This window comes from Paraglaciecola aestuariivivens, assembly GCF_052983255.1.
On sequence record NZ_JBRKBA010000002.1, the window covers coordinates 119,659 to 142,691 of the forward strand.

The window sequence follows — 23,033 nt, forward strand, 5'->3', positions numbered from 1 at the left end:
CAAAGTTGTTTAAGCCCAGAAGGTAATAAAGCGGTTTGCAACCGAGCAAAATAACATTAGGTTTTTATTTTCAATGGTAAGAATCATTGGCTTTCTCGGTTAAAAATTAAGGCTTAAGCATGCTTAGAATTATTAAGAATGTCAAAAAGTTAAACTTAGATAGAACTTTTTTGTGGGTTTAAGGGTAGTAAAGACTGAAGATAATTAGCAATTAATAAGGTGTAATGTTGTGCAGCAATTTTTTCAGGCATTAGTGGTACATAGTGTAGTGGCTTTGCTGGCCTTGGGATTAGTCTTTGCTGGCTCATATGAAGGGCAATATATGCAGCTTGGGGCTGAACACTGGAAAATTTTTAGTGTCTGCGCTTTGTTGGCATTTGTGATCCAGTGGATAGCGCTGATCCCTGCTGCATGGTTAAAAACCGAACATTTTTATGATTTAACCGGAGGCATGACCTACTTAGCCGTCATAGCTTTTGCATTTTGGCAAAGTGCTACAATAGATGCCCGGAGTATTTTGCTTTGTGCCTTAGTTAGCATTTGGGCTTTAAGATTGGCCAGCTTTTTATTTTTAAGGGTGCGTAAACAGGGCAAAGACAGTCGTTTTGATCAGCTCAAGGTAAATTTTTGGCGTTTTTCTATTACTTGGACTGTGCAAGGGTTGTGGGTGATTTTTACTGCTGGAGCAGCGTTAGCCGCAATTACGTCTACACATCAGGTCGCCTTTGATAGTTTTGCTCTAGTTGGGTTAGTTATCTGGTTGTTTGGCTTTAGTTACCAAGCCATAGCTGACGAGCAAAAACGCCGATTCAAACAACAGCACAATACTCAAAATAGCTTTATTCAAAGTGGCTTATGGGCTTATTCGCGCCATCCTAACTATTTTGGAGAAATCGTTCTTTGGAGTGGTGTGGCCGTCATTGCCTATCCTGCACTATATGGTTGGCAATTGGTGACCCTGCTATCGCCCTTGTTTGTTTTTGTTTTACTAAGGTATATAAGTGGTGTGTCTTTGCAAGAAGAGCAAGCCAAAGCGCGCTGGGGGCAAAATCAAGCTTATCAAAGCTACAAAGCCTCAACGCCATTATTTGTCCCCAAAATATTTGGCTAGTTAATTTAAGCTTTTATTAAAGACTTAGGCTAAAAGCGCGATAACTTGAGTAACTAAAGTTAAGTGTGGGTTAGATTTGAGCGATTCTGTGTTGACTCAAAGCAAGGACATTTTTAATCATCAAGCCTTAGTTGCAAATGATTACGAACTTAATGGCCAGATCAATCAAGCGGCTGGCCAAGGGGCGAAATTTGCCCTATTGATGGCCATGCTTGAGCAAGATAGTTTGCATCGTCCACAGTTTGATAAAGACCAGCCTGAATCAAGCAAGCAAACAGAGTCCATTCCAAATTATTATCGCAATCCACAGTTAAGTGCAGATGCATCTTATTGGCAATCCTGTGAGTCTACCCGTCAATTTGTGCATCAAGCACAGATGCAGTCGGCAAAACTTTGGTTGGCCATGCACCCCGAGCCTTTAGCCCTAAATGATAAAGTTGATACAATTGATCCTGAGGTGATAGCCAATTGCAGCCTGGCCACCCAAAGACGTATGCATCAAGCGGCAAATCCAACTATTAAAATTGACGAAACCAAATTGTACGACATTTTGCATGAGTTAGAGCAAAACGCGGCATAAGCCAGATATAACCTAAGCAGGCTTAACGTTGACGAAAAACCCAGCAATCTGCTAATATCGCGCGCTGTTTTTTGCTCTGGGATTACGCCCCAACTCGCAAGGTAATTAAATTATGTCAAAATTCGTAGTCTGCGCTTTATATAAATTTGTCACCCTAGATAACTATCAAGCTTTGCGTCAGCCTTTGCTTGAATTCATGGAAGCTAACAATATTAAAGGCACTTTGTTGCTTGCCCAAGAAGGGATCAACGGCACTGTGTCTGGTACCCGAGAAACCATAGATGCATTGTTAGCTTGGCTAAATGCTGACCACAGGTTAAATCCGTTATCAGTTAAAGAGTCACTCGACGACAACCAGCCATTTCATCGTACTAAGGTTAAACTTAAAAAAGAAATAGTCACTATGGGGGTGGAAGGGATAGATCCGGTCAAAACCGTAGGAACTTATGTTAAGCCACAAGATTGGAATCAACTGATAGCCGACCCTGATGTGTTATTAATTGACACCCGTAATGATTATGAAATTGAAATCGGTACTTTTAAACATGCTGTGAATCCTAAAACAGACTCGTTTAGAGAGTTTCCTCAATACGTAAAAGACAACCTAGACCCAGAAAAAAACAAAAAAGTGGCCATGTTTTGTACTGGCGGCATCCGTTGTGAAAAGTCCACGGCTTATTTAAAGCAACAGGGTTTTGAAGAGGTCTATCACTTAGAGGGCGGTATTCTAAAATATTTAGAAGAAGTGCCCAAACAAGAGACTTTATGGCAAGGTGACTGTTTTGTGTTTGATAACCGTGTCGCGGTCAATCATGATCTTGAAAAAAGCCATTATGATCAATGTTATGCTTGTCGTTTGCCAATTACTGAGCAAGACAAACAGAGTGATAAGTTTGAGTCGGGAGTCAGCTGCCCTAAGTGTTATGGCACCCACAGCGAAGAACAAATTTCTCGCTTTAGAGAGCGCGAAAAACAGGTGAATTTAGCTAAAGCGCGTCAAGAAGAGCATCTGGGGTTAGAAGCACGTAAAGCCATCAAACAAAGACGTCAACAAAAAGCTGCCGCGCGCAGAGCGCAACGTACTGCTATGGGTAAACCAAACGGCTAGATTGATTTTCTTGTGCATAAGAACGTAGACACTGACTAACCTAAAGCGTTAGACTAAGTTTAACAATCAAATAGTTGAAGAAGTTATGTCTGAAAAAGTACTAGCACCCGAAAAAATTGCTGAAGCTCGAAAAGAGTTTGATTTCTTTGATGCCGATGGCAATGGTCAAATTGGCCTAACAGAGTTTATTGAGCTGTTAACTGTTTTATCGCCAAAAACCAAAGCCAGTCATGTTGAAGAAGGATTTTCATTAATTGATAAAAACAATGATGGCGCCATCGACTTTGATGAGTTTTTAGAATGGTGGCAACAGTCCTGGTGGGAGTACTAAATCACTTCACCCACTAAAAAGCCCAAATAACCTTATTTGGGCTTTTTTCATTAGCAAGCATTTATGTAACCTTGTAGATCTTTTATTTTCTCTTTAGCGTACCTATTTTCAGTGGCAAATTAATATGGAGTATTTTGTATGTCAGATAAAAGCTATTCTCCCCCCAAAGTGTGGACCTGGGATGCCGACAGCGGTGGTAAATTTGCCAACATTAATCGCCCTGTTGCTGGCGCCACCCATGAAAAAGCCTTAAAGCAAGGCAAACACCCACTGCAGCTTTATTCTTTGGCAACACCTAATGGGGTGAAAGTCACGATTTTATTAGAAGAGTTATTAGCCCTTGGCAAAACACAAGCTGAATATGACGCATATTTGATCAACATCATGGAAGGTGAGCAATTTAGCAGTGGATTTGTTGAAGTGAATCCAAACTCTAAAATTCCTGCCTTGCTAGACACTAGTACACAACCTCCGACTCGGGTGTTTGAATCCGGCGCAATTTTATTATATTTAGCTGAAAAGTTTGATGCGTTTTTGCCTAGGGATCCAAGCAAAAAGCCAGAATGTTTGTCTTGGTTATTTTGGCAAATGGGCAGCGCGCCTATGCTTGGTGGTGGCTTTGGACATTTTTATGCCTATGCACCAGAAAAGTATGAATACCCAATAAACCGTTATGCAATGGAAGTAAAACGCCAGTTAGACGTATTAGATCAGCATCTTGCTAAGAATACCTATATGTGTGGTGATGATTATACTATTGCAGATATGGCAATTTGGGCCTGGTATGGGGCTTTAGTGTTAGGCAAGTTATATGAGGCAGCGGAGTTTTTGCAGGTTGAAACTTACCAAAATGTACTAAAATGGGCAAAAATGCTTGATGCCAGAGAAGCAGTTCAAAGGGGAAAAATGGTCAACCGTACTTGGGGGGAGCCTGCTGGTCAATTACACGAGCGCCATTCTGCCGAAGACTTTATAAAACGAACTCAAGACAAAATTGCCACACCAGATAACTAAGGTTAACTTGTTGGCAATATTAAAAAAATAAGCTATTTATTTTTTTGACCAAAGGTAAAATTTGGTATAAAAAATAGGCAAGGAATTTTATAAGAAAGGGTATAGTTCATCAGCTATCTCCCTTGGCTTTTTAACCACCATGTATTTTGCTTATAGTTTCACATTAATGTAATTTATATTGATTGGTGGTTAATATTTAGGTTTGTAGGAGTATGTTATTTTAAACCAATTGTTTGATCAGGGACTAATATCGACCCAAGAGTCACGCATCTTAGTGGTAGAAGACGACGAAGTCAGTGCGCTGATTTCAATGCAAGCGCTGTCAGATATTTATCAAGCCCACCATGTGTCGAGCGGCCAAGCCGCACTCGATTTTTGTGAAAACACACCCCCTGATATTGTGTTAATGGATATTAACATGCCAGGTATGAGTGGCTTAGAAGCTTGTTTAAAGTTAAAGCAGAACCCAGAAACCAAACATATTCCGGTAATTTTTATCACTGCCCATTCCGACCCTCAATCTGAAGATGATTGCTGGGATGCGGGTTGTGTCGATTTTATTACCAAACCCTTTTCAATAAAAACCTTACGCCACAGAGTCAACTCGCACTTAGCTGTTAAGCAACTGACAGATAAACTCATGCACTTAGCCACCTACGATGCGTTAACTAAAATTCAAAATCGTCGCTTTTTTGATGGATTTATTTTAGAGCAAGCTAAGTTAGCAGCCAGAAATAACAACTCTTTAGGCTTGTTGATGATAGATATTGATTATTTTAAACAATATAACGACACCTATGGGCATGTTAAGGGAGATGAATGTCTTATCGCTGTGGCTAACGCTTTAACTGATATAATTGGCCGGCCAACCGACTGTGTGGCTCGTTACGGTGGCGAAGAATTTGCAGTGGTACTACCCGACACCGATAGTAAAGGCGTTGAGCACGTGGCTATCAGTATTTTAAACGCCATTCGAGATTTAAATATTCCACATTCGGAATCAGAGTTTGGGAAACTCACGGTTAGCATTGGTGGGACGATAATTAAAAATGGCTCATTGGCAGTAGAACAAGCCATTATTAAGGCCGATGAACTTTTATATCAAGCTAAAGATAATGGACGTAATACATTAGTAGTGCCCTAGATTAATCACAACTTAGGCGTAGGCGTTACGTCCGGAATTTTTTACCGAAAACAAGCGTTTATCCGCCACACCAAACAGACTTTGCCCTTCCTCTAAAGTGCATAATGAGGCTATACCAGCACTGGCTGTGACTATGCCTAAAGGTGAAGAGTTATGCGGAATAGCTTGTTGTTTTAATTGAGAGATTAATTGATTGGCTACGGTACGCGCCCCATCAATAGTATTATTTGGCAGTAAAATAGCAAACTCTTCACCTCCGTAACGCACGGCAATATCTGTTGGTCGATTTATTTGCTGAGCAATCACTTTAGCCACTAGCTGTAAACAAAAGTCGCCTTGTACGTGTCCATAGGTGTCGTTATATTGTTTAAAATAATCAATATCAATCACAATTATGGCCATGTCAGTATTAGTTTTGATACTAAGGTTTAAGAGTTGTTGATAATAATCATCAAAAAAGCGGCGATTTCTAAGTCCGGTTAAACTATCTATAATAGCCAACTCTTTTTGCGCGTCACTTTGAAATTTTAAACGTATATGCGCTTGAATCCTTTTTATCAAAGACATAGGAACTATAGGCTTAAGCACAAAATCTGTGCCGCCTGCTTCCCAACACTTAAGTTCATCTTCTAAGCTATCTAAAGAAGTAGAAAAAATAATAGGGCAGTCTTGCATGCCTTCTATGGTTCTTAACATGCGGCACGTTTCTAGACCGTTTAGTTCTGGCATCATCACATCTAATACGACTAAATCTGGGGGCGAATCATTGCAAAAAGTAATGGCCTGAGCTCCGGAGGTCACACAATGTACATTTTTAAAATCTTTTAATGCTTGCTTTAATACACTTAATACAAACGAGTCATCGTCTACTAGTAATATGTTGGCTAGTGACATGTCGAAAGTTGAATCATCAAAGTATTCTTGTGTCACAAACACACCTCAACGGACGCTAAGCGCAAGATAATTGTTATTCAAATGGTCTATTGTTTGGCTGCAAAAGCTTCATTGGCTTGCCAGACGCGCATAAAGTTACCGCTTAAAATCTTTACAATATCTTGCTCGCTATAGCCACGATTTAGCAAACCTTGAATTAAATTCGGATAGGTAGACACGTCTTTAAGGTCTATGGGTAAAGAGTCACCCACGCCATCGTAATCTGAGCCAATACCTACATGGTCAATGCCAATCAGCTTCACTACGTGGTCTATATGGTCTAACACACTATCTAATGTTGCATAAGGAAGAGGGTTTTGTTGGCTAAATTTGGCTCTAAAGTTTTTGTACTCTTCACTGTCTTCACCAAATTGTTCAGCAACTTTCTTTTGCTCTGCACTTCTTTTATTGCTCCAAGCATTAGCCTGACGGGTCACAAAAGTTGAACCAAAGTTGATTTGTATAACCCCGCCATTTTTACCTAAGGCTTTGATCATGTCATCGTCCATATTGCGTTCAAAGCCAGGAGTAAAGGCACGTAAAGACGAGTGTGAAGCTATCACTGGAGTTTGGCTTAGAGCTAATGCTTGGTAAAAGGCTGCGTCTGAGACATGAGAAATATCAATTAACATGCCTATTTTATTCATTTCTTTAATTAACTCTTTACCAAAAGGGCTAAGACCTTTCCATTTGCGGCGTAAGTCATAAGAAGAGTCTGAAATATGGTTGGCTTGAGAATGCGCCAAAGTAATATAGCGGATCCCACGTTTATAAAAATGATGAAGATTGGCTAAATCCCCTTGAATTGGCGAGCCATTTTCCATGCCCATAGGCAATGAAATTAAACCTTTGGCAAATTGCTCTTTTACATCCTGAGTGCTGGTGGCAATAGCAAACTTGTCTGGGGCGCGGCCAACTATGGCTTCTACATAGTCAATTAACTTATCTGCCAATCGTGTAGAGTTGGCTGAGTTATCTAAACTTGCAGGAATATAAATAGACATAAAAGGCGCGTTTAGGCCGCCTTGTTTAGCTCTGGGATAATCAAAATCACCGTCATCGGTGGCTTGGGTCACGTCTACCCACTTTTCTTCTAAGCGGTAAGGTACATCTATATGTGAGTCTATAATGATTTGTTCTTGCGCCAATTTGTTGGCTTTATCAGACAGCTTAATGGCCATAACATTTAAGCTAAAAACTGTACTAGATAATAATATAATGCTCAGCAATGTCCGCTTGCTATTCATGCTAATAGTCTCCCGCTATTTTAAAATTTACTATGGCAGTTATAACCACAGTTAAATATGCAATTTTAATTTAATTCAATAAAGCTGGCCTAGTTTATAGGTAGATAAAGCTAAAGTAAAAGTAGTAAATTAGAGTGAATCAACTTCTGCGCTAAGTAGGTGAATATAAATCCTTAAACTTAAATCAGTAAATTTTGCCCCCGTGTAGCTTCAAATAAAAAAATCAGAAAATAGCCCTACAATAAATGCAGAAATTTATGTGTTTGCCCAATTAAATCCCCTTATTGTGAAAATTATTAACAAAAAAATCACACTAATGCTGATTATTACTTGTAAAAGCCATAATGATCCCCAGATAATTAGCCATGTTGCCCTTGTTTAAAAACATACGGCTATTCAAACCGCTTAATCAAAATAATTAGAGAAATTTTTAAATGACAATGAATTACATTCCCTTAGATAAAAACAAACATAAAGACCTAAAAGTAAAATTAAGCGGTGACTTCGCCCATGCTAAAGATACTCATTTAGCTGCTGCCTCTTTACGTGAATACGCGCAAATTGCTAGCTGTATGCCAATTATCTTTATTAAAGAGCCAAAAAGTAACACGACTCACAGTGTGGCAATGTTAGGCATAGAGCAAAATAACAACTTGTTTATGCAAGAAGGTCGTTGGGCTGGGCATGTAGTGCCTTTAAATATTCAGCGTTACCCTTTTGACGTGCGTCCTGATGGCGACAAGCTAGGTGTGTTTATTGATGAAAATTCAGACTTAGTGGGCACAGAAGGCGAAGCGCTTTTTAGTGATGACGCACCAAGTAAGTTTTTAGAAAACCGTCAGCAACTGTTATCTGAACTAGCTAACAGCGAGATGGCGACTCGCGATTTCATCAAAAAAATCGAAGAGTTAAACTTATTTGACCCAATTATTGTACGCGCTCAATATGCCAATGGTCAGCAACGTAACATCAATGGCATGCTAACTATTAGCGAAAAACGTCTACAAGAATTAGATGCAGATACTGTAGTTGAATTGCATAAAACTGGTTACTTAGGTGCCATCTACGCTGTATTGATGTCACTAGGTCAATTAAACCGTTTAGTGCAACTGACTCAAAAAACAGAAAACCCAGTACAGGCATTGCAACTTAGATTAGAAGAAGCAGAAGCAGAAGCTGCTCAAGCGCCAGCTGAAGAAGCTAAGCCAAAAGCTAAAAAAGCCGCTAAAAAATAAGCTTAAGTAAGCCATTTAAAAAGCCCGCTACAACCCTAGTTGTAGCGGGCTTTTTTATATTTTAATAACAGCTAACAAAGTGTTGTAGTCGTCTGTCCATAACAAATTAGCGGTATGGGATGGCCGAGGATTGACCCACTTGTTATATCTCCCATAGCTACGCTCAAACGCTAGATTATTAGATAAGATAAGCCATTGCGATGCAAAATCGCCAATCTGATTCGATCCTGAATTAAAGCGATACAGCTTTTTGTTGAGCTTATGGGCTAAGGTAGCTATTACCGGGTGCAAATCTATGTGATTGTTTGAGACGTGTAAAACCAGCAAGCCATCATTATTCAAATGTTGCCAATATAGCTGCAAGGCTTCTAGGGTTAATAAATGAATAGGAATGGCATCACTACTAAAGGCATCTATCACTAATAGATCGAACTTTTGACTGCCAGTTTGGCTGAATTGTTGACTTAAAGTAAGGCGTCCATCTCCAATGACCACCTCAGTTTGCGCAGCTGATAACTCCAAGTAATCAAAATACTGCAAGGCAAACTCTGCCACATTGGGGTTAATTTCATAAAAAGTAATGCTATCTGCAGAGCGACCATAACTGGCCAACACTCCCGCGCCTAAACCAATCACAGCCATCTTCATTGAAGCTTGTTGCTGGGCAAAATGAATGGCCTTGGCAATGCCACTATCTGCTGCATAATAACCCTGTTTAGTTGAGTGTGGGCGGGTTAAATTTGCACTACCATGAATGGTTGTGCCATCTACTAAATGCCTTATGGTTTGCTGATCTTGCTGTACATCTTTAACACTTAAATATCCGTAAAAATTTCGTGCACTGGCAATATCAAAGCGGCTATAGGCCTTATCTAAATTAACATAAACTACAACCAACCCCACCAGACTGAGTGTTCCTGCGGCAATAGGCCAGATTTTTAGTTGGCATTCCTTGGCGTGTGAGATGACAAAACTTAAACCAATTAGCAGGTAAACCAGCAGCATACTTAAGGGGTATTCGGTAATTTTGGTAAACAAAACAGGAGCTAAAAGGCTGATAGCTATGCCAGCAATAACCCCTCCTACTGCTATGCATAGATAAAATAAAGTTAAATGCTGAGTGTCGGGACAATGTTGACGTAGTTCTGCGTGGCACACCATACAGACTACAAACAAAATAAAGTTATACATGAAGATTTGCGCCAAGCTGTTGAATTGGCTCCCAAAGAAAAACATCAATATGGCCGCGGCAAAACTAAACAGCAGCAGAGGTATCCAATAACTTCTTTGGTAAATGGCATAGGGTAAAAAACTCAGAATATAACTGCCAAGATACAAGCTAAAAGGTAGCACCCATAAAAATGGCATAGGCGTAATATTTAAAGTGAGCAGGTGAGTGGTGCTTAATAAAACCAAAACCCCAGAGCCCGCTAAGGCCACCCATAAAAATATCTGCAACTTAGAGATTGGATTGCTTGGGTTTGACAATTTGGGCCTTTGTACCAGCTTGGGATCTTTTATCATCAACCCGATTAAGCCACCGTTAATCAGCACAAAACCTAGATAAATTAATAACCACAGCACTTTTTGTTGGGCCAAGCCTAGATATAATTCAAATACAAAAGGGTAGGCCAGTAAGGCACTTAGCGAACCTAGATTAGACCAAGCGTAATAGGGATATACCTGCTTTTTGTTGGTGATTTTTAGGCTATACCAATGTTGTAGCATGATCCCAGTAGACGACAGCAGATAAAAAGGCAGACCTATTTGCACAAGCAACAAATAGAGTATGCTTAACTCTGGACTTGCATTTACCACGGGCGAAGAACTACTTAAAATAAGGTTAGGGGCAAATAGCGCAGATAAAAAAAGTAAACTTAGTTGTAGGTATAATTGAGCTTTTACCGATTTTAATTTGCTTAACCAATAAGCATGTAAATATCCCATTAATAACAGCCCCTGAAAAAACAACATAGTGCAGGTCCAAATTGACGCACCGCCGCCAAAAATAGGAAGCATGCTTTTTGCTAATATGGGTTGGATCTGGAAGGCTAAGAAGGCACTGCATAGGATATTTAGCAGCATTAACGTGTTTTTCATCGGCACCTCTAAGGGGAATGGGTTATGCTTGCGGTGAGAGTTAACTGGCAAGCTAAAATTAACAATGTAGAAGTGCTTTAGATTTCCTTAAGAAAACATTAGCTCTTGATTTTAAAGAAGTTTTGGAGAAGTAGTGCAAGAACTAAAATTTGCCGATTGTGTGGTTGATTGGTCTAGGTGCAAGATCACTAACCAGGCTCAAACCCTGTCAATTGAACCTAAAGTGATGGCAGTATTAGAAATATTATGGCGAGCCGAAGGGCAGGTTGTAAGTCAACAAGATATTTTTGCGGCAGTTTGGCCCAATAGTATTTTTAGCCCTAGCTCAGTGCAGCGCAGCATTGCAATATTACGTAAAGCCATAGAGCAAAATACCAAACAACCCAAGTTTATTCTTACTCATCCTAAACGTGGCTATAGCTTAGTGTTACCCGATCAGACTGAAACTAAACCGGCCATCAAAACGGTTTGGGTTTTTGCCATACTTGGGTTATTAATCTTGGCTGGGATTGCAGATAAACAATTTTTCTCAGCACCAGCAGAAAAAACCACCTTTAGCTTATTACGCCCTTTAACCTCTAGCGAAAGTAGCGAATTTGAACTAGCGCTTTCTCCTAACTCTGATTTGGCGGCTTTTGTTCGCATTGACGGAGGTAAAAAAAATCATATTTGGGTTAAAAATGTGGTGAGCGGCAAAGAGCAAAAAATCAGCCTTGAGGCAGCGAATTATAGGCACTTAGGCTGGGCTAAAGACACCCATACCTTGGCCTATATTAAACGCACCGAAAAAAGCGATGAGTTGTGGTACATGGCAATCGATCCAATAAGTTTAACTGCTTTGCCAGCAGTTAAATTAACCAATTTGGCGGTCAATTCTGTACTGAGCTTTCAATTGCAATGGTCGTCTACAGGGCAGATTTACTTCGCTCAAAAAGGCCCTGACGACATCACATGGTTGCAACAATATTCAATTGCTCATAATCGCCTTAAAACCTTAAAAACTTTTCAAGGCAAAACGCAGCTAGTGACCTTAGCCTTGTCACCTAATGAACAGAATTTAGCCTTAGCCATATATATTCATCAAAATAAAAACCAAATTGCATTAATGGCAACCGATACCTTGGCTATTACAGAAGTGGCAGTGGTAGAAGGCAAACTGCATGGACTAAGTTGGCATCCGAATAATCAGTCATTGTTGTTAAGCAACAGAGAACACTTGCAACGCTTAACTCTAGATCAGCAACTAGAGAATATCGAATTTGATAATTTTCAATATATACGCAATGCCAGTTATACCCACAGTGGTGAAGAAATACTGCTGGAGTTGATCAGTTTAGATGTGGATATATTGTCGTCTAGTCGCCAAGCGCCTTATGTTTATCAAGTACTAGTCGACACTCAATCACTAGACTTTTTGCCTATTCTATCGCCACAGCAAGATAACTTTGCCTTTGAGTCGCACCGTAATGGTCTAAAACAAATTTTTGTTTACGATAATGGCCAGCAACGCTTAGTTTTTAATAACCCCGACAATCATGAACTTTGGGGCATAGTTTGGTCGCCAGATGGTAAACAGATTATAACCGCAAGCAAAAATGCGCTTTTTGTTATAGATGTGGCTAGTGCAACCTTTGAACAAATTAATCACAGTCTAGGGCCATTTTATTTACGCCAATGGTACCAACACGAGCAGGCTTTATTAGTGTCTTTAGTCAATGAACGGGGCATTAAACCTGCCAAGTTCGATTTGGCTACTCGCCAGCTAACAGTGTTGTTTGATGCAGATGTGAATTTTACTTGTACATTTATGGCACTTGATCAGCAGGATCAATTGTATCTATCTAATACAGAACAAATTTTTCAGGTTTCGCCAACAGCTGACATGGAGCTTGTATGGGCGACCCAAGCTGGCGAAATCACAGGCTTTACCTTAGGCGACAATCAATTTCATGTTGGCCTTTCCTATCAAAATGAGTTTGAGTTATTAAACATAGAGCAACCCAGCTTAGGCGCCACAAGCTTGTTTAAAACCTCACATGAACAAGGTTTACACTTTACCAACACTACCAAAGGGGCCGAGCAGTTTTACTTTTCTCAAGTAGAAGACATTAAAAAGTTGGTGCGCTTAAAATAATAACTGGTATTCGGTTAGCGCATAAAACTCTTGGTCAGGGGCCAAAGTCGCACTAGGAAAATTTGCTTGATTGGGGGAGTCAGGGTAAAACTGAGTTTCAAAACACAGGCCTTGATTGGCCTGATATAGTGCGCCCTCTTTACCCGGTTTATTGGCAAAGTGATTAGCGCTAAATAGCTGCATGCCTGGCATGCTAGTGTATACCTCTAAACCAATTTTACCATTTGCAGATACAGCTTTCCCGGCAAACCTAGCCGCGCTTTGTTTGGGGCTAAAGCCATCTACACACAAGTTATGATCTAACCCATTGGCATAGCGAATTTGTGGGTGAGTTGAGTTTAACGCCTGCTGCACTGTGGTTAGTTTTCTAAAATCAAAGGGCGTATCTTGCACTTTGGCTATCTCGCCAGTAGGGATAGCTTCTTCATCTGTAGGGGTATAATAACTTGCCGGCACTTGTATTTGATGGCTAGCCACCGACTCACCTTTATGACCATTTAAATTAAAATAACTGTGATTAGTTGGGTTATACACTGTGGTTTTGTCAGATTGCGCAAAATATTCAATACGCAAACGATTTTGCTCAGTTAAGGTGTAAATAACGCTAGCAGTTAAGTTGCCAGGAAAGCCTTGATCGCCGTCTTCACTGGTTAATTGTAATTTTATTGACGGGTTTTCATGGCTCGAGATTATGCTGGTTTGCCAAATTTTACTATTAAAGCCCTGTGGGCCTCCGTGCAAAGAGTGATGATTTAAATTAGCAGGGCTAGCAAAAGCCTGTCCCCCTAGATTAAATTTGCCGTGTTTTATACGGTTAGCGTAACGACCCACCAAGGCGCCTAAATAACTATCGTCTGTTAAATAAGCCTCAAGAGAATCAAAGCCAAGCACTATATCTGTGGGCTGAGATGCTTGATTAGGCACTTGCCAGCGCCGAATAATGCCGCCTAAGTTTAAAATATCTAGTTGTACATTATTTTTATTGGTTAAACAAAACTGACGAACAATCTGGCCATTAGGGTGAGTGCCAAAGGTAGTTTGTGTAATCATTTGAAAATCCTAACGGGAATGGGAGATAAATTTCATCAGCTAATTTATGACCTTTAGTCGCAACGGATCTAAGGCATGGATGCATGTTAGAGAATTTATCAGCTGATGGGTAGCCACTTATTAGATCTAACCTATTGTTTTATATTTAGTTAGACAGATATAGCCGGGCACAGCAGGGCAGAGAAAAACGTGATACCTGTTTTTAGCCTTAGCCATTAACCAACCAGAATGCAGGGTGATTCTCAGAACTCAGTACCAAAGTATTATGTAAATTTTTTGTTAACAGTCTAGGGTTTGTGGGTCTTACTTACAGAGAAGAACCCATGAATAAAATCAATAAAAAACTTATTAACTTGACTCGCCTTGCTGTGTTAGGGGGCTGGTTATTCAGTAGTCTAGCCTTTGCATGTAAAGATCCTGTGGTGTTAGTTCATGGCAATACAGCCGACCCCTCTAGTTGGAATAACACCTACAACACCCTCTTGAACCAAGGATATAAAGCGGCAGATATTTACAGACCAAACTGGGGCTCCAAGTCCTGTGCTAGCTGTAATAACCATAGTGGAAGCGAAGAAACCCCTGTACGTCAGGCTATTGAAAGTGCTTTGGCTAACTCATGCAGCGGAAAAATTGATGTGATTGGACACTCTATGGGCGCAACTTTGGCCGCCCAACAAATCGATAAATTAGCTGTGGCCAGTTATGTGGATACTTTTGTTGGAATAGCAGGGGCATTTAGAGGATTAAGAAGTTGTGGCGTGTATCCATACAATGTGTGGAGCTCAACATGTGGGTATTATGGCTTGTCTATTCAAAGTCCATTTTTAAACAGTCTGTATGGCATACCCTTAGGGCATAAAGTGTATTCGATTAAAAGTTATATGGATCAAATCATCTGTTCCACTGGCAACTGCACTGTTGGAGGCATTCATAGCAGCAGTATTTGGTATCAAGACGCCAGCTATACTTATGCATTAGGCCATTTTGGATTGCAAACCGATACCGCCAGTAAACAAGTGCAATTAATTCAGTAATTAAAATGGGTGCAAACTGCGCTGGCTAAACGACACTTTATTCATTGTGAGTTAAAGTGTCGTGGTTTTCCAACCTCCCATATTGAAGACTGAGGCGTAACTTCCTACCTTTCAAAGCTAAATCTAGGCACTTGTGCCGATTAATTTTTTTTTATCTGTTTGCCACACCTTCTGGCTTTCTTCTACTAATTCAAGCACTTCGACCAAAGTCGTATTGACCTGCCCAAGATCCCTGACAATTTGCCTATTTTAATCCTTGACATGATAGACAGGTGGTACCTAAACTGTCTATTGTGGGTAAAAGTGGCATAAAGTGGATCTGGTGGGTAAATTAGTCCCTCAAATAACAATAATAAAAAACCAGATTTTGTTTAGTGTTGTGCCGATTAGTTAAGAATAAAAAATAAAAAAGGTAGGGGAATGTTCCGCGGCGCTAACGCAATCAATCTAGATGTAAAAGGAAGAGTGACTATACCGACCCGGTATAGGCAGTCTTTGCTAGATGATTGTAAGGGACAACTAATCTGTACCATAGACACCCAACAACCCTGTTTGCTGCTTTACCCACTTCCCGAATGGGAAGAAATCGAACTCAAACTTAGTCGCTTATCTAGCATGAATTCAGACGAACGCCGAATGCAGCGTTTGTTATTAGGCTATGCCAGTGAAGGAGAGATGGATAAGAACGGGCGATTTTTATTAGGTGCGCCTCTGCGTCAACATGCCAAGTTAGATAAACAAATCATGCTGGTTGGTCAATTTAATAAATTTGAGATTTGGGATGCAGAAATTTGGCAGCAACAAATCACCCTTGATGTGGCTAAAGAACAAGAAGGCAACTTTGAACTAACCGAACGATTGCAGGACTTTTCTCTTTAATGGCTAACCAAGATGCGCACCTTTCGGTTTTATTAAACGAGTCTATCGACGGCTTAGCGATTAAACCTGATGGGATTTATTTAGATGCGACTTTTGGTCGAGGTGGTCATTCAGGTGAGATTTTACAAAAACTTTCTGAAAAAGGGCGCTTGATTGCCATTGACCGTGATCCTAGTGCCATTCAAGCCGCACAAAAGTTTAGTCATGACCCGCGCTTTTCTATTCATCATTGTGCATTTTCGGCCTTACAAAGTGTTGCTGAGTCTTTAGATTTAGTGGGTAAGATTGACGGCATTCTTATGGATCTTGGGGTGTCATCTCCGCAATTAGATGATGCTGAACGCGGCTTTAGTTTTATGCGCAATGGACCGTTAGACATGCGTATGGATACCACTAAAGGGCAGAGTGCTGCTCAGTGGTTAGCCACAGCTGACGAACAAGATATCACCCAAGTAATAAAAGAGTTTGGTGAAGAGAAATTTGGTAAACGTATTGCACATGCCATAGTTAACGAAAGACAAATTGCGCCCATAGAAGATACGGCTCGCTTGGCACAGATTATCGATCAGGCAGTGCCGGTTAAAGATAAATTTAAACACCCAGCCACCCGCAGTTTTCAAGCCATTCGTATTTATATTAATAGTGAGCTGGATGAAATTAAAACGGGTCTAAAAGCCGCATTAACTACCTTGGCACCTAAAGGGCGCTTGTCTGTGATCAGTTTCCATTCGCTAGAAGACCGATTAGTCAAACGTTTTATGCGTGAACAAAGTCGAGGTCTAAATGTGCCACATGGCATGCCTATAATGCAGGCTGAAATCGATGCCGCCAAAGCCATGAAAACCATAGGCAAAGCCATCAAGCCTTCAGAGCAAGAATTGCAAGATAACGTAAGGGCCAGAAGTTCGGTACTACGGGTGGCCGAAAAGTTATGAGTAATCAACACACTAACTTTAATCTACTCAGTTTTGTACTCGCTGATTTAGCCCGCCACCCAGTGCGGGTTTTGTTGTTTCTAGCGGTCTTAGTTAGTGCTGCCTTAGTCATTCTTAGTGCTCACCACAATAGACAAATGTCTATCGCCATAGAGGAGTTGATGCAAGAGAAGGATCAGCTTGATGTTGAGTGGCGGCATTTAGTGTTAGAACAAAGCGCTCTGACTGAGCACAACCGTATTGAATCATTGGTCTCAAAGCAGCTAGATATGCATCGTCCTACGCCCTCAGAAGAAGTGGTGGTACGCATAAAATGAGCCGATTTTCTGCATCAAATAAAGTCAAAAAACAGGCTGAGCAAGCTAAAACTAAAAGTGTGCCGGCTTTATTGCATTGGCGCTTTATTGTGGTCATTAGCGCGATTTTATTGGTGTTTGTGGGTTTGAGTATTAGAGCAGCATACATTCAAGTGGTGTCGCCAGACTTGTTAATTAAACAAGGTGATAATCGAACATTACGCACCCGCGCCAACCCGCTGCATCGTGGTTTAATTGTTGATAGAAATGGCCAGCAATTAGCTGTGAGTGTGCCAGTACGGGCGATTTGGGCCGACCCCAAAACCATAGCCGAGGCCAGAGTGGCGGATCAAGAAAAAGCCTTGGTAGACCCTAGCTTTAATTTAACTGCTAAACAAAGAGAAGATAAAAAACGCTGGCAAGCCTTAGCCGAAGTTTTAGGTCAAGATTTAGATACCTTGCTTGAGCGAGTTAGCGATCCGGCTAAACGTTTTGTTTACGTGCAACGTCAAGTATCCCCCGCTATGGCTGAATATGTGGATAAACTCAAATTGGCAGGAGTGTATTTACGTGATGAATCTAGACGTTATTACCCTAGTGGTGAAGTGTCGGCCCATGTTGTGGGCTTTACTAATGTTGATGATACCGGCATAGAAGGCATAGAAAAACTGTATGACAAATGGCTAGCTGGTACTCAAGGTACACGAAAAATTCGCCGTGATGGTAAAGGCCGTATGGTGGAGTTAATTGAATTTGAAGAAGGGGAAAAACCTAAAGATATTCAATTGACTTTAGATCAGCGTATTCAAGCCTTAGCCTACAAAGAATTAAAACAAGCGGTGCAATATTACAAAGCCAGTTCGGGCTCAGCCATAGTAGTGGCGGTAAAAACCGGTGAAATTTTAGCTTTAGTTAATAGTCCCTCTTTTAATCCCAATAACAGAGCAGGGGTATCAACTCACAGACTAAGAAATCGTGCTGTCACCGATGCTTATGAGCCAGGCTCGTCAGTTAAACCTTTAGCTGTATTAAGCGCCTTGGAATTTGGCTCAGCAAAATTTGATTCTTTAATTGATACCTCACCAGGCTGGATGCATTTAGGTGGCAACATTGTTAGAGATACAGTTAATTACGGTGAAATTGACCTAACCGAAATCATTCGTAAATCTAGCAATATGGGTACGTCTAAGTTGGCCTTATCGGTACCTAAAGAATTCTTGTTAGATATGTACTACAACGTGGGCTTAATGAGTGATAGTGGCGCCAACTTACTCGGTGAAAGTGACGGTATATTTAACGAACGCAATCGCTGGTCTGATTTTGAACTCTCTACTTTATCCTTTGGTTATGGCATATCGGTGACCGCCTTACAGTTGGCCAGAATGTACAGCATTTTAGGTGATGGTGGAGTACGTCGCCCACTGAGTATTATTAAGCCTACTACTCCGGTAGAAAGTGAGCGTGTGATTAGTGAAGAAGCCACTAGGCAAGTGCTAACCATGATGGAAAGTGTGACCCAAAAAAATGGCTCAGCAGAAAAAGCCAGCATTCCTGGCTATAGAGTGGCAGGAAAAACCGGTACGAGTCGTAAAGCCATAGCTAATGGTTACGGTGAAGAATACGTCAATATCTTTGCTGGCGTGGCGCCGGTTTCCGATCCGCAATTAGCAGTAGTGATTTTGATCAACGAGCCTAAGGGTGAGTTGTATTACGCCGGTCATACGGCCGCTCCGGTATTTTCAAAAGTTATGGGCGCCAGTTTACAAATTTTAAATGTTCCACCCGATGATAAAACCGTATCTGATGTGGCAGTGTCTTCCTCTGAAAATCTTCAGGAGGTGGCCAATGCAGGTTGATATGGTTAGCATAAATAAACAATTTGCCCGCGCATTTGACCAAAGCATTAAGCCTTTGTTGGCAGAATTTCATATTGATGCGCCAGATATCATGATCAGCGACCTAGTGTTAGATAGTCGTGATGTGGCCATTCACAAAGCTTTTATTGCTATTCCAGGGCATGCATTAGATGGACGTGACTTTATTCCTCAAGCCATTAGCTTAGGGGCCAAGGTCATCATCGCACAATGTGACGAGTTAGCTGAGCATGGGCATGTAGAAATGCGTGAGCAAAGCATAATAGTGTGGTTCTTCCAATTAGCTGAAAACCTCTCAGCCTTAGCTGGGCATTTTTTCCAGTTTCCAGCTAATTCGATGTCGGTCATAGCGGTAACAGGCACCAATGGTAAAACCTCAACTGTGCAGCTTTGTGGGCAACTTGGTTCGTTAATGGGTGAGCACTGCGCCACTATAGGCACCTTAGGTGCGGGCATGGTGGATATTGAACGCCCCGCGTTAGGCAGCAAAAATGCCCTTAATACCACCCCTGATGCTATCAGTATGCAACGTTTATTGGCTGAGTTTGTAGGGGAAGGCGCCTATCAAGTGGCGCTAGAAGCCTCTTCACATGCATTAGTGCAACACCGAATTAAAGCCGTAAAAACAGATATTGCGGTTTTTACTAACCTTAGCCGCGACCACTTAGATTACCATGGCACTATGAGTGCTTATGCCAGTGCTAAGCGCTTGCTATTGAGTCAACCAGAGTTGGCCTTTGCAGTGGTGAATGCTAACGATATTGAACATAAAGCTTGGTTAAGCCACTTACCTAGCGGGGTAGAGTTAGTTTTATTTGGTCAAGAGCTTAATCAAGCTGAACTAAAACAAGGGCAAAAATACTGCAGTGCTAGCCAAGTAAGTTATTCAAACTCAGGCATGGTGATGCAGATCCAATCTTCTTGGGGCGAGGCCGAAATTAAAGCGCCGCTATTAGGCGAATTTAACGTATCTAATCTGTTGGCTGCCATAGCCAGTCAATTATGTTTAGGTAAAAGCCTTGCACATATTGCCAGTATTACCGCGTTATTAAAGCCCGTTGCTGGGCGCATGGAAATTTTTGCTAAAGCCAAACAACCAAGCATAGTCGTTGACTATGCCCATACACCAGATGGATTAGAAAAAGCTTTATTGGCAGCGCGTCAACATTGCCATGGCAAACTTTGGTGTGTATTTGGTTGTGGGGGCGATCGAGATAAAGGTAAACGTCCGTTAATGGGCGAAATTGCACAGAGTCTTGCGGATCACATAATAGTGACAGACGACAATGTACGAAATGAAGACCCACAACAAATAGTGCAAGATATTTTAGCTGGTTGTACCCAACCAGAATTAATCAGCATTGAGCATGAGCGCAAAAGTGCAATTAAACAGGCAGTTTCGGGTGCAGGTCCTGATGACCTGATCTTAGTGGCCGGCAAAGGCCACGAAAATTATCAAATTATAGGCAAGCAAAAAGTGGCTTACGACGAGCGCGACTTTGTTGCAACTTTATTAGAGGGGAAAACAGTATGATCCCGGTTTCATTATCCTGGGTGGCAGAGCAAACTAAGGGGCAATTGGTTGCGCCAACTGATCAAGAGTTGATCATCACTGGTGTAAGTACAGATACCCGTAGTATTCAGCCCAAGGATCTATTTTTAGCCTTACAAGGCCCAAATTTTGATGGGCATAAGTTTGTGCTACAAGCCGAAAATAAAGGAGCCATTGCTTTAATTGTATCGCGTCCGGTAGACACTCAATTGCCTTACGTTTTAGTAGAAGACACTAAAATGGCACTAGGTATGTTAGGAGCAGCGGTTAAAGCCTTAGTTGGACCAAAAACTGTGGGGATCACGGGTAGCAGTGGCAAAACCACTGTGAAAGAAATGGTCGCAGCGATTTTATCTCGTAGAGGCAAGGTGTTGGCCACAAAAGGCAATCTAAATAATGATTTAGGTGTGCCCATGACACTGTTAAGACTAGAAGAGCAACATGAGTTTGCGGTGATCGAAATGGGTGCCAACCACTTAGGTGAAATTGCCTACACCACTAACTTAGTTAAGCCTGATGTGGCGACTATTGTAAATGCCGCAGCTGCTCACCTAGAAGGTTTTGGCAGTTTATTAGGGGTAGCAAGAGCCAAAAGTGAAATTTTTAAAGGCCTATCTGAAAAAAATGGCCTAGCAATAGTTAATGCCGATAGCCAATTTGCTGAGTATTGGTTGGGCAAATTAAAGTACAACAAGGTCCAAACCTTTTCTGCTCAAAAGCCCGCAGATGTGTATGCCGAAGACGTGATTTTAGGCTTAGATGGCTGCGCGCAATTTGAGTTAATCAGCCCTAAAGGGCGGGTGGCTATTAGCCTATCGCTGCCTGGATTGCACAATGTTAGCAATGCGGTAGTTGCAGCATCGTTGGCTTTAGAAGTGGGAGCTAGCTTACAAGATGTAAGTGAAGGCTTGCGAGATATGCCACATGTAACAGGTCGCCTTGAAGTTAAACAAGTGTCTAATCAGGTGAAAATTCTTGATGATACCTATAACGCCAATGTGGGTTCAGTGAATGCCGCCATCGACTTATTAAGTAGCTTTGCTGGGCATAAGGTTTTAGTGCTTGGGGATATGGCTGAATTAGGCGAAAAAGCTCGTTTTTATCACGAACAAGTTGGTGAGTATGCCAAAGAAAAAGGCATAGATAAGGTGTATACCTTAGGGGTGTTAAGCCAAAGTGCCAGTGATGTGTTTGACACTAATGGCCGTCACTTTAGCCGTTTAGAGCAAATGATTGAGTTTATTAATCAGCAAACCTTATCTCAACAATGCGACATTACTATTTTGGTCAAAGGCTCGCGTAGTGCGCGTATGGAAAGAGTCGTTGAAGCTTTGGAGGAATCCCCCTTGGGAAAGCTTGAACGCCATAGGGAGCGAATCGCATGCTGATTTGGTTAGCCGAATGGCTGCAACAGTTTGACCCAAGCTTTAGGGTGTTTTCTTATCTTACCCTGAGAGCAATTTTAAGCACTTTAACTGCTTTGTTAATTGCAGTGTTTATTGGGCCTAAAATGATCCGTTGGTTGCAACATATGCAAATTGGGCAAACAGTACGCGATGATGGTCCCGAGTCACATTTGGCCAAATCAGGCACCCCAACCATGGGCGGTTTGTTGATTTTAGCAGCCATAGTTTCGAGTGTATTGTTGTGGGCCGATTTATCTAATAGATATGTGTGGGTCACGCTTTTTGTGGTAGTAAGTTACGGCACTATAGGTTTTATTGATGATTATCGAAAAGTCATACGCAAAGATGCCAAAGGGTTAATCGCTCGCTGGAAATATTTTTGGCAATCGGTTATTGCCATTGGTGTGGCGTTTTATTTGTATGCAAGCCAACAAAATCCTGCTGAAACAGCATTGTTAGTGCCCTTCTTTAAAGATGTGATGCCACAAATGGGCATGTTTTTTATTGTCATTACTTACTTTGTGATTGTGGGTACCAGTAACGCAGTAAACCTTACCGATGGGTTAGATGGCTTAGCCATAGTACCAGTAGTGTTAGTGGCCGGTGCCTTAGCTATTTTTGCTTATGTAACTGGCAATATTAACTTTTCAGCCTATTTGCAATTACCTTATCTGCCTTTAACCAGTGAATTGGTCATAGTGTGCACCGCTATGGTGGGAGCCGGATTGGGCTTTTTATGGTTTAACACTTATCCAGCTCAAGTTTTTATGGGCGATGTAGGCTCTTTGGCACTAGGGGGAACCTTAGGGGTTTTAGCCGTTTTAGTGCGCCAAGAAATTGTGCTTTTTATTATGGGCGGGATTTTTGTGGTGGAAACCCTCTCAGTTATTTTACAAGTGGGCTCATTTAAAATGCGTGGTAAACGCATTTTTAGAATGGCACCTATTCATCATCATTACGAACTTAAAGGTTGGCCAGAGCCGCGCGTGATAGTGCGATTTTGGATTATCTCTTTGATGTTGGTATTGGTGGGTTTAGCCACCTTAAAATTACGTTAAGGAAACAGTAAA

General features: G+C 41.3%; 20 protein-coding genes. 16 read left to right on the forward strand and 4 right to left on the reverse strand.

Features of this window, described 5'->3' with window-relative positions:
* Positions 1–229 precede the first annotated feature (229 nt).
* From ACVCDT_RS03540 to ACVCDT_RS03565, 6 genes are all read left to right on the forward strand, one after another.
* Complete coding sequence (locus ACVCDT_RS03540; RefSeq protein WP_447131376.1) at positions 230–1,111, forward strand: DUF1295 domain-containing protein; 882 nt, start codon at positions 230–232, stop codon at positions 1,109–1,111.
* Between the two features lie 76 nt (positions 1,112–1,187).
* Positions 1,188–1,691, forward strand: a complete 504-nt coding sequence (locus tag ACVCDT_RS03545) for a VC2046/SO_2500 family protein (RefSeq protein ID WP_447131377.1) — start codon at positions 1,188–1,190, stop codon at positions 1,689–1,691.
* A gap of 112 nt (positions 1,692–1,803) precedes the next feature.
* The gene (trhO, locus tag ACVCDT_RS03550; RefSeq protein ID WP_447131378.1) at positions 1,804–2,799 is read left to right on the forward strand and encodes an oxygen-dependent tRNA uridine(34) hydroxylase TrhO; all 996 of its coding nucleotides are present in this window, start codon (positions 1,804–1,806) and stop codon (positions 2,797–2,799) included.
* A gap of 85 nt (positions 2,800–2,884) precedes the next feature.
* Positions 2,885–3,130 (forward strand): EF-hand domain-containing protein, encoded by a 246-nt coding sequence (locus tag ACVCDT_RS03555; RefSeq protein ID WP_447131379.1) that lies wholly within the window; start codon positions 2,885–2,887, stop codon positions 3,128–3,130.
* Between the two features lie 138 nt (positions 3,131–3,268).
* Positions 3,269–4,144, forward strand: coding sequence for a glutathione-dependent disulfide-bond oxidoreductase (gene yghU / locus ACVCDT_RS03560; protein ID WP_447131380.1), 876 nt, complete (start codon positions 3,269–3,271; stop codon positions 4,142–4,144).
* A gap of 229 nt (positions 4,145–4,373) precedes the next feature.
* Positions 4,374–5,288: a GGDEF domain-containing response regulator gene (locus tag ACVCDT_RS03565; protein WP_447131381.1), complete on the forward strand. Its 915-nt coding sequence runs from the start codon at positions 4,374–4,376 to the stop codon at positions 5,286–5,288.
* A 12-nt stretch (positions 5,289–5,300) separates the two neighbouring features.
* Here ACVCDT_RS03565 and ACVCDT_RS03570 read toward each other — a convergent pair whose 3' ends face one another.
* Both ACVCDT_RS03570 and ACVCDT_RS03575 read right to left on the reverse strand, forming a co-directional pair.
* The gene (locus ACVCDT_RS03570; protein WP_447131382.1) at positions 5,301–6,218 is read right to left on the reverse strand and encodes a GGDEF domain-containing response regulator; all 918 of its coding nucleotides are present in this window, start codon (positions 6,216–6,218) and stop codon (positions 5,301–5,303) included.
* Positions 6,219–6,268: 50 nt separating this feature from the next.
* The gene (locus ACVCDT_RS03575) at positions 6,269–7,468 is read right to left on the reverse strand and encodes a dipeptidase (protein ID WP_447131383.1); all 1,200 of its coding nucleotides are present in this window, start codon (positions 7,466–7,468) and stop codon (positions 6,269–6,271) included.
* 434 nt (positions 7,469–7,902) lie between these two features.
* Here ACVCDT_RS03575 and ACVCDT_RS03580 point away from each other — a divergent pair, with 434 nt between their 5' ends.
* Positions 7,903–8,703 (forward strand): SapC family protein, encoded by an 801-nt coding sequence (locus tag ACVCDT_RS03580; RefSeq protein ID WP_447131384.1) that lies wholly within the window; start codon positions 7,903–7,905, stop codon positions 8,701–8,703.
* Positions 8,704–8,757: 54 nt separating this feature from the next.
* Here ACVCDT_RS03580 and ACVCDT_RS03585 read toward each other — a convergent pair whose 3' ends face one another.
* The gene (locus tag ACVCDT_RS03585; protein WP_447131385.1) at positions 8,758–10,803 is read right to left on the reverse strand and encodes a fused MFS/spermidine synthase; all 2,046 of its coding nucleotides are present in this window, start codon (positions 10,801–10,803) and stop codon (positions 8,758–8,760) included.
* A 133-nt stretch (positions 10,804–10,936) separates the two neighbouring features.
* Here ACVCDT_RS03585 and ACVCDT_RS03590 point away from each other — a divergent pair, with 133 nt between their 5' ends.
* Positions 10,937–12,937 carry a winged helix-turn-helix domain-containing protein gene (locus ACVCDT_RS03590; protein ID WP_447131386.1) on the forward strand — a complete coding sequence of 667 codons (2,001 nt, stop codon included), beginning with the start codon at positions 10,937–10,939 and terminating at the stop codon, positions 12,935–12,937.
* On the opposite strand, the gene ACVCDT_RS03595 is transcribed toward ACVCDT_RS03590, so the two are convergent.
* The gene (locus ACVCDT_RS03595) at positions 12,929–13,987 is read right to left on the reverse strand and encodes an aldose epimerase family protein (protein ID WP_447131387.1); all 1,059 of its coding nucleotides are present in this window, start codon (positions 13,985–13,987) and stop codon (positions 12,929–12,931) included. The genes ACVCDT_RS03590 and ACVCDT_RS03595 overlap by 9 nt on opposite strands.
* A gap of 323 nt (positions 13,988–14,310) precedes the next feature.
* Here ACVCDT_RS03595 and ACVCDT_RS03600 point away from each other — a divergent pair, with 323 nt between their 5' ends.
* The 8 genes from ACVCDT_RS03600 (at position 14,311) to mraY (ending at position 23,021) form a co-directional block, all read left to right on the forward strand.
* Positions 14,311–15,021, forward strand: coding sequence for an esterase/lipase family protein (locus ACVCDT_RS03600; protein WP_447131388.1), 711 nt, complete (start codon positions 14,311–14,313; stop codon positions 15,019–15,021).
* 420 nt (positions 15,022–15,441) lie between these two features.
* Complete coding sequence (mraZ, locus tag ACVCDT_RS03605; protein ID WP_447131389.1) at positions 15,442–15,900, forward strand: division/cell wall cluster transcriptional repressor MraZ; 459 nt, start codon at positions 15,442–15,444, stop codon at positions 15,898–15,900.
* Positions 15,900–16,835, forward strand: coding sequence for a 16S rRNA (cytosine(1402)-N(4))-methyltransferase RsmH (gene rsmH, locus ACVCDT_RS03610; protein ID WP_447131390.1), 936 nt, complete (start codon positions 15,900–15,902; stop codon positions 16,833–16,835). The genes mraZ and rsmH overlap by 1 nt, the downstream gene beginning before the upstream one ends.
* Positions 16,832–17,152 carry a cell division protein FtsL gene (gene ftsL / locus ACVCDT_RS03615; RefSeq protein ID WP_447131391.1) on the forward strand — a complete coding sequence of 107 codons (321 nt, stop codon included), beginning with the start codon at positions 16,832–16,834 and terminating at the stop codon, positions 17,150–17,152. The genes rsmH and ftsL overlap by 4 nt, the downstream gene beginning before the upstream one ends.
* Positions 17,149–18,987, forward strand: a complete 1,839-nt coding sequence (locus ACVCDT_RS03620; protein ID WP_447131392.1) for a penicillin-binding transpeptidase domain-containing protein — start codon at positions 17,149–17,151, stop codon at positions 18,985–18,987. The genes ftsL and ACVCDT_RS03620 overlap by 4 nt, the downstream gene beginning before the upstream one ends.
* Positions 18,977–20,539 (forward strand): UDP-N-acetylmuramoyl-L-alanyl-D-glutamate--2,6-diaminopimelate ligase, encoded by a 1,563-nt coding sequence (gene murE, locus ACVCDT_RS03625; RefSeq protein ID WP_447131393.1) that lies wholly within the window; start codon positions 18,977–18,979, stop codon positions 20,537–20,539. Before ACVCDT_RS03620 ends, murE begins: the two co-directional genes overlap by 11 nt.
* On the forward strand, positions 20,536–21,945 hold the full coding sequence (locus ACVCDT_RS03630) for a UDP-N-acetylmuramoyl-tripeptide--D-alanyl-D-alanine ligase (RefSeq protein WP_447131394.1): 1,410 nt from the start codon (positions 20,536–20,538) through the stop codon (positions 21,943–21,945). The genes murE and ACVCDT_RS03630 overlap by 4 nt, the downstream gene beginning before the upstream one ends.
* Positions 21,939–23,021 carry a phospho-N-acetylmuramoyl-pentapeptide-transferase gene (gene mraY / locus ACVCDT_RS03635; RefSeq protein ID WP_447131395.1) on the forward strand — a complete coding sequence of 361 codons (1,083 nt, stop codon included), beginning with the start codon at positions 21,939–21,941 and terminating at the stop codon, positions 23,019–23,021. The genes ACVCDT_RS03630 and mraY overlap by 7 nt, the downstream gene beginning before the upstream one ends.
* The last annotated feature ends 12 nt before the right edge of the window (positions 23,022–23,033 follow it).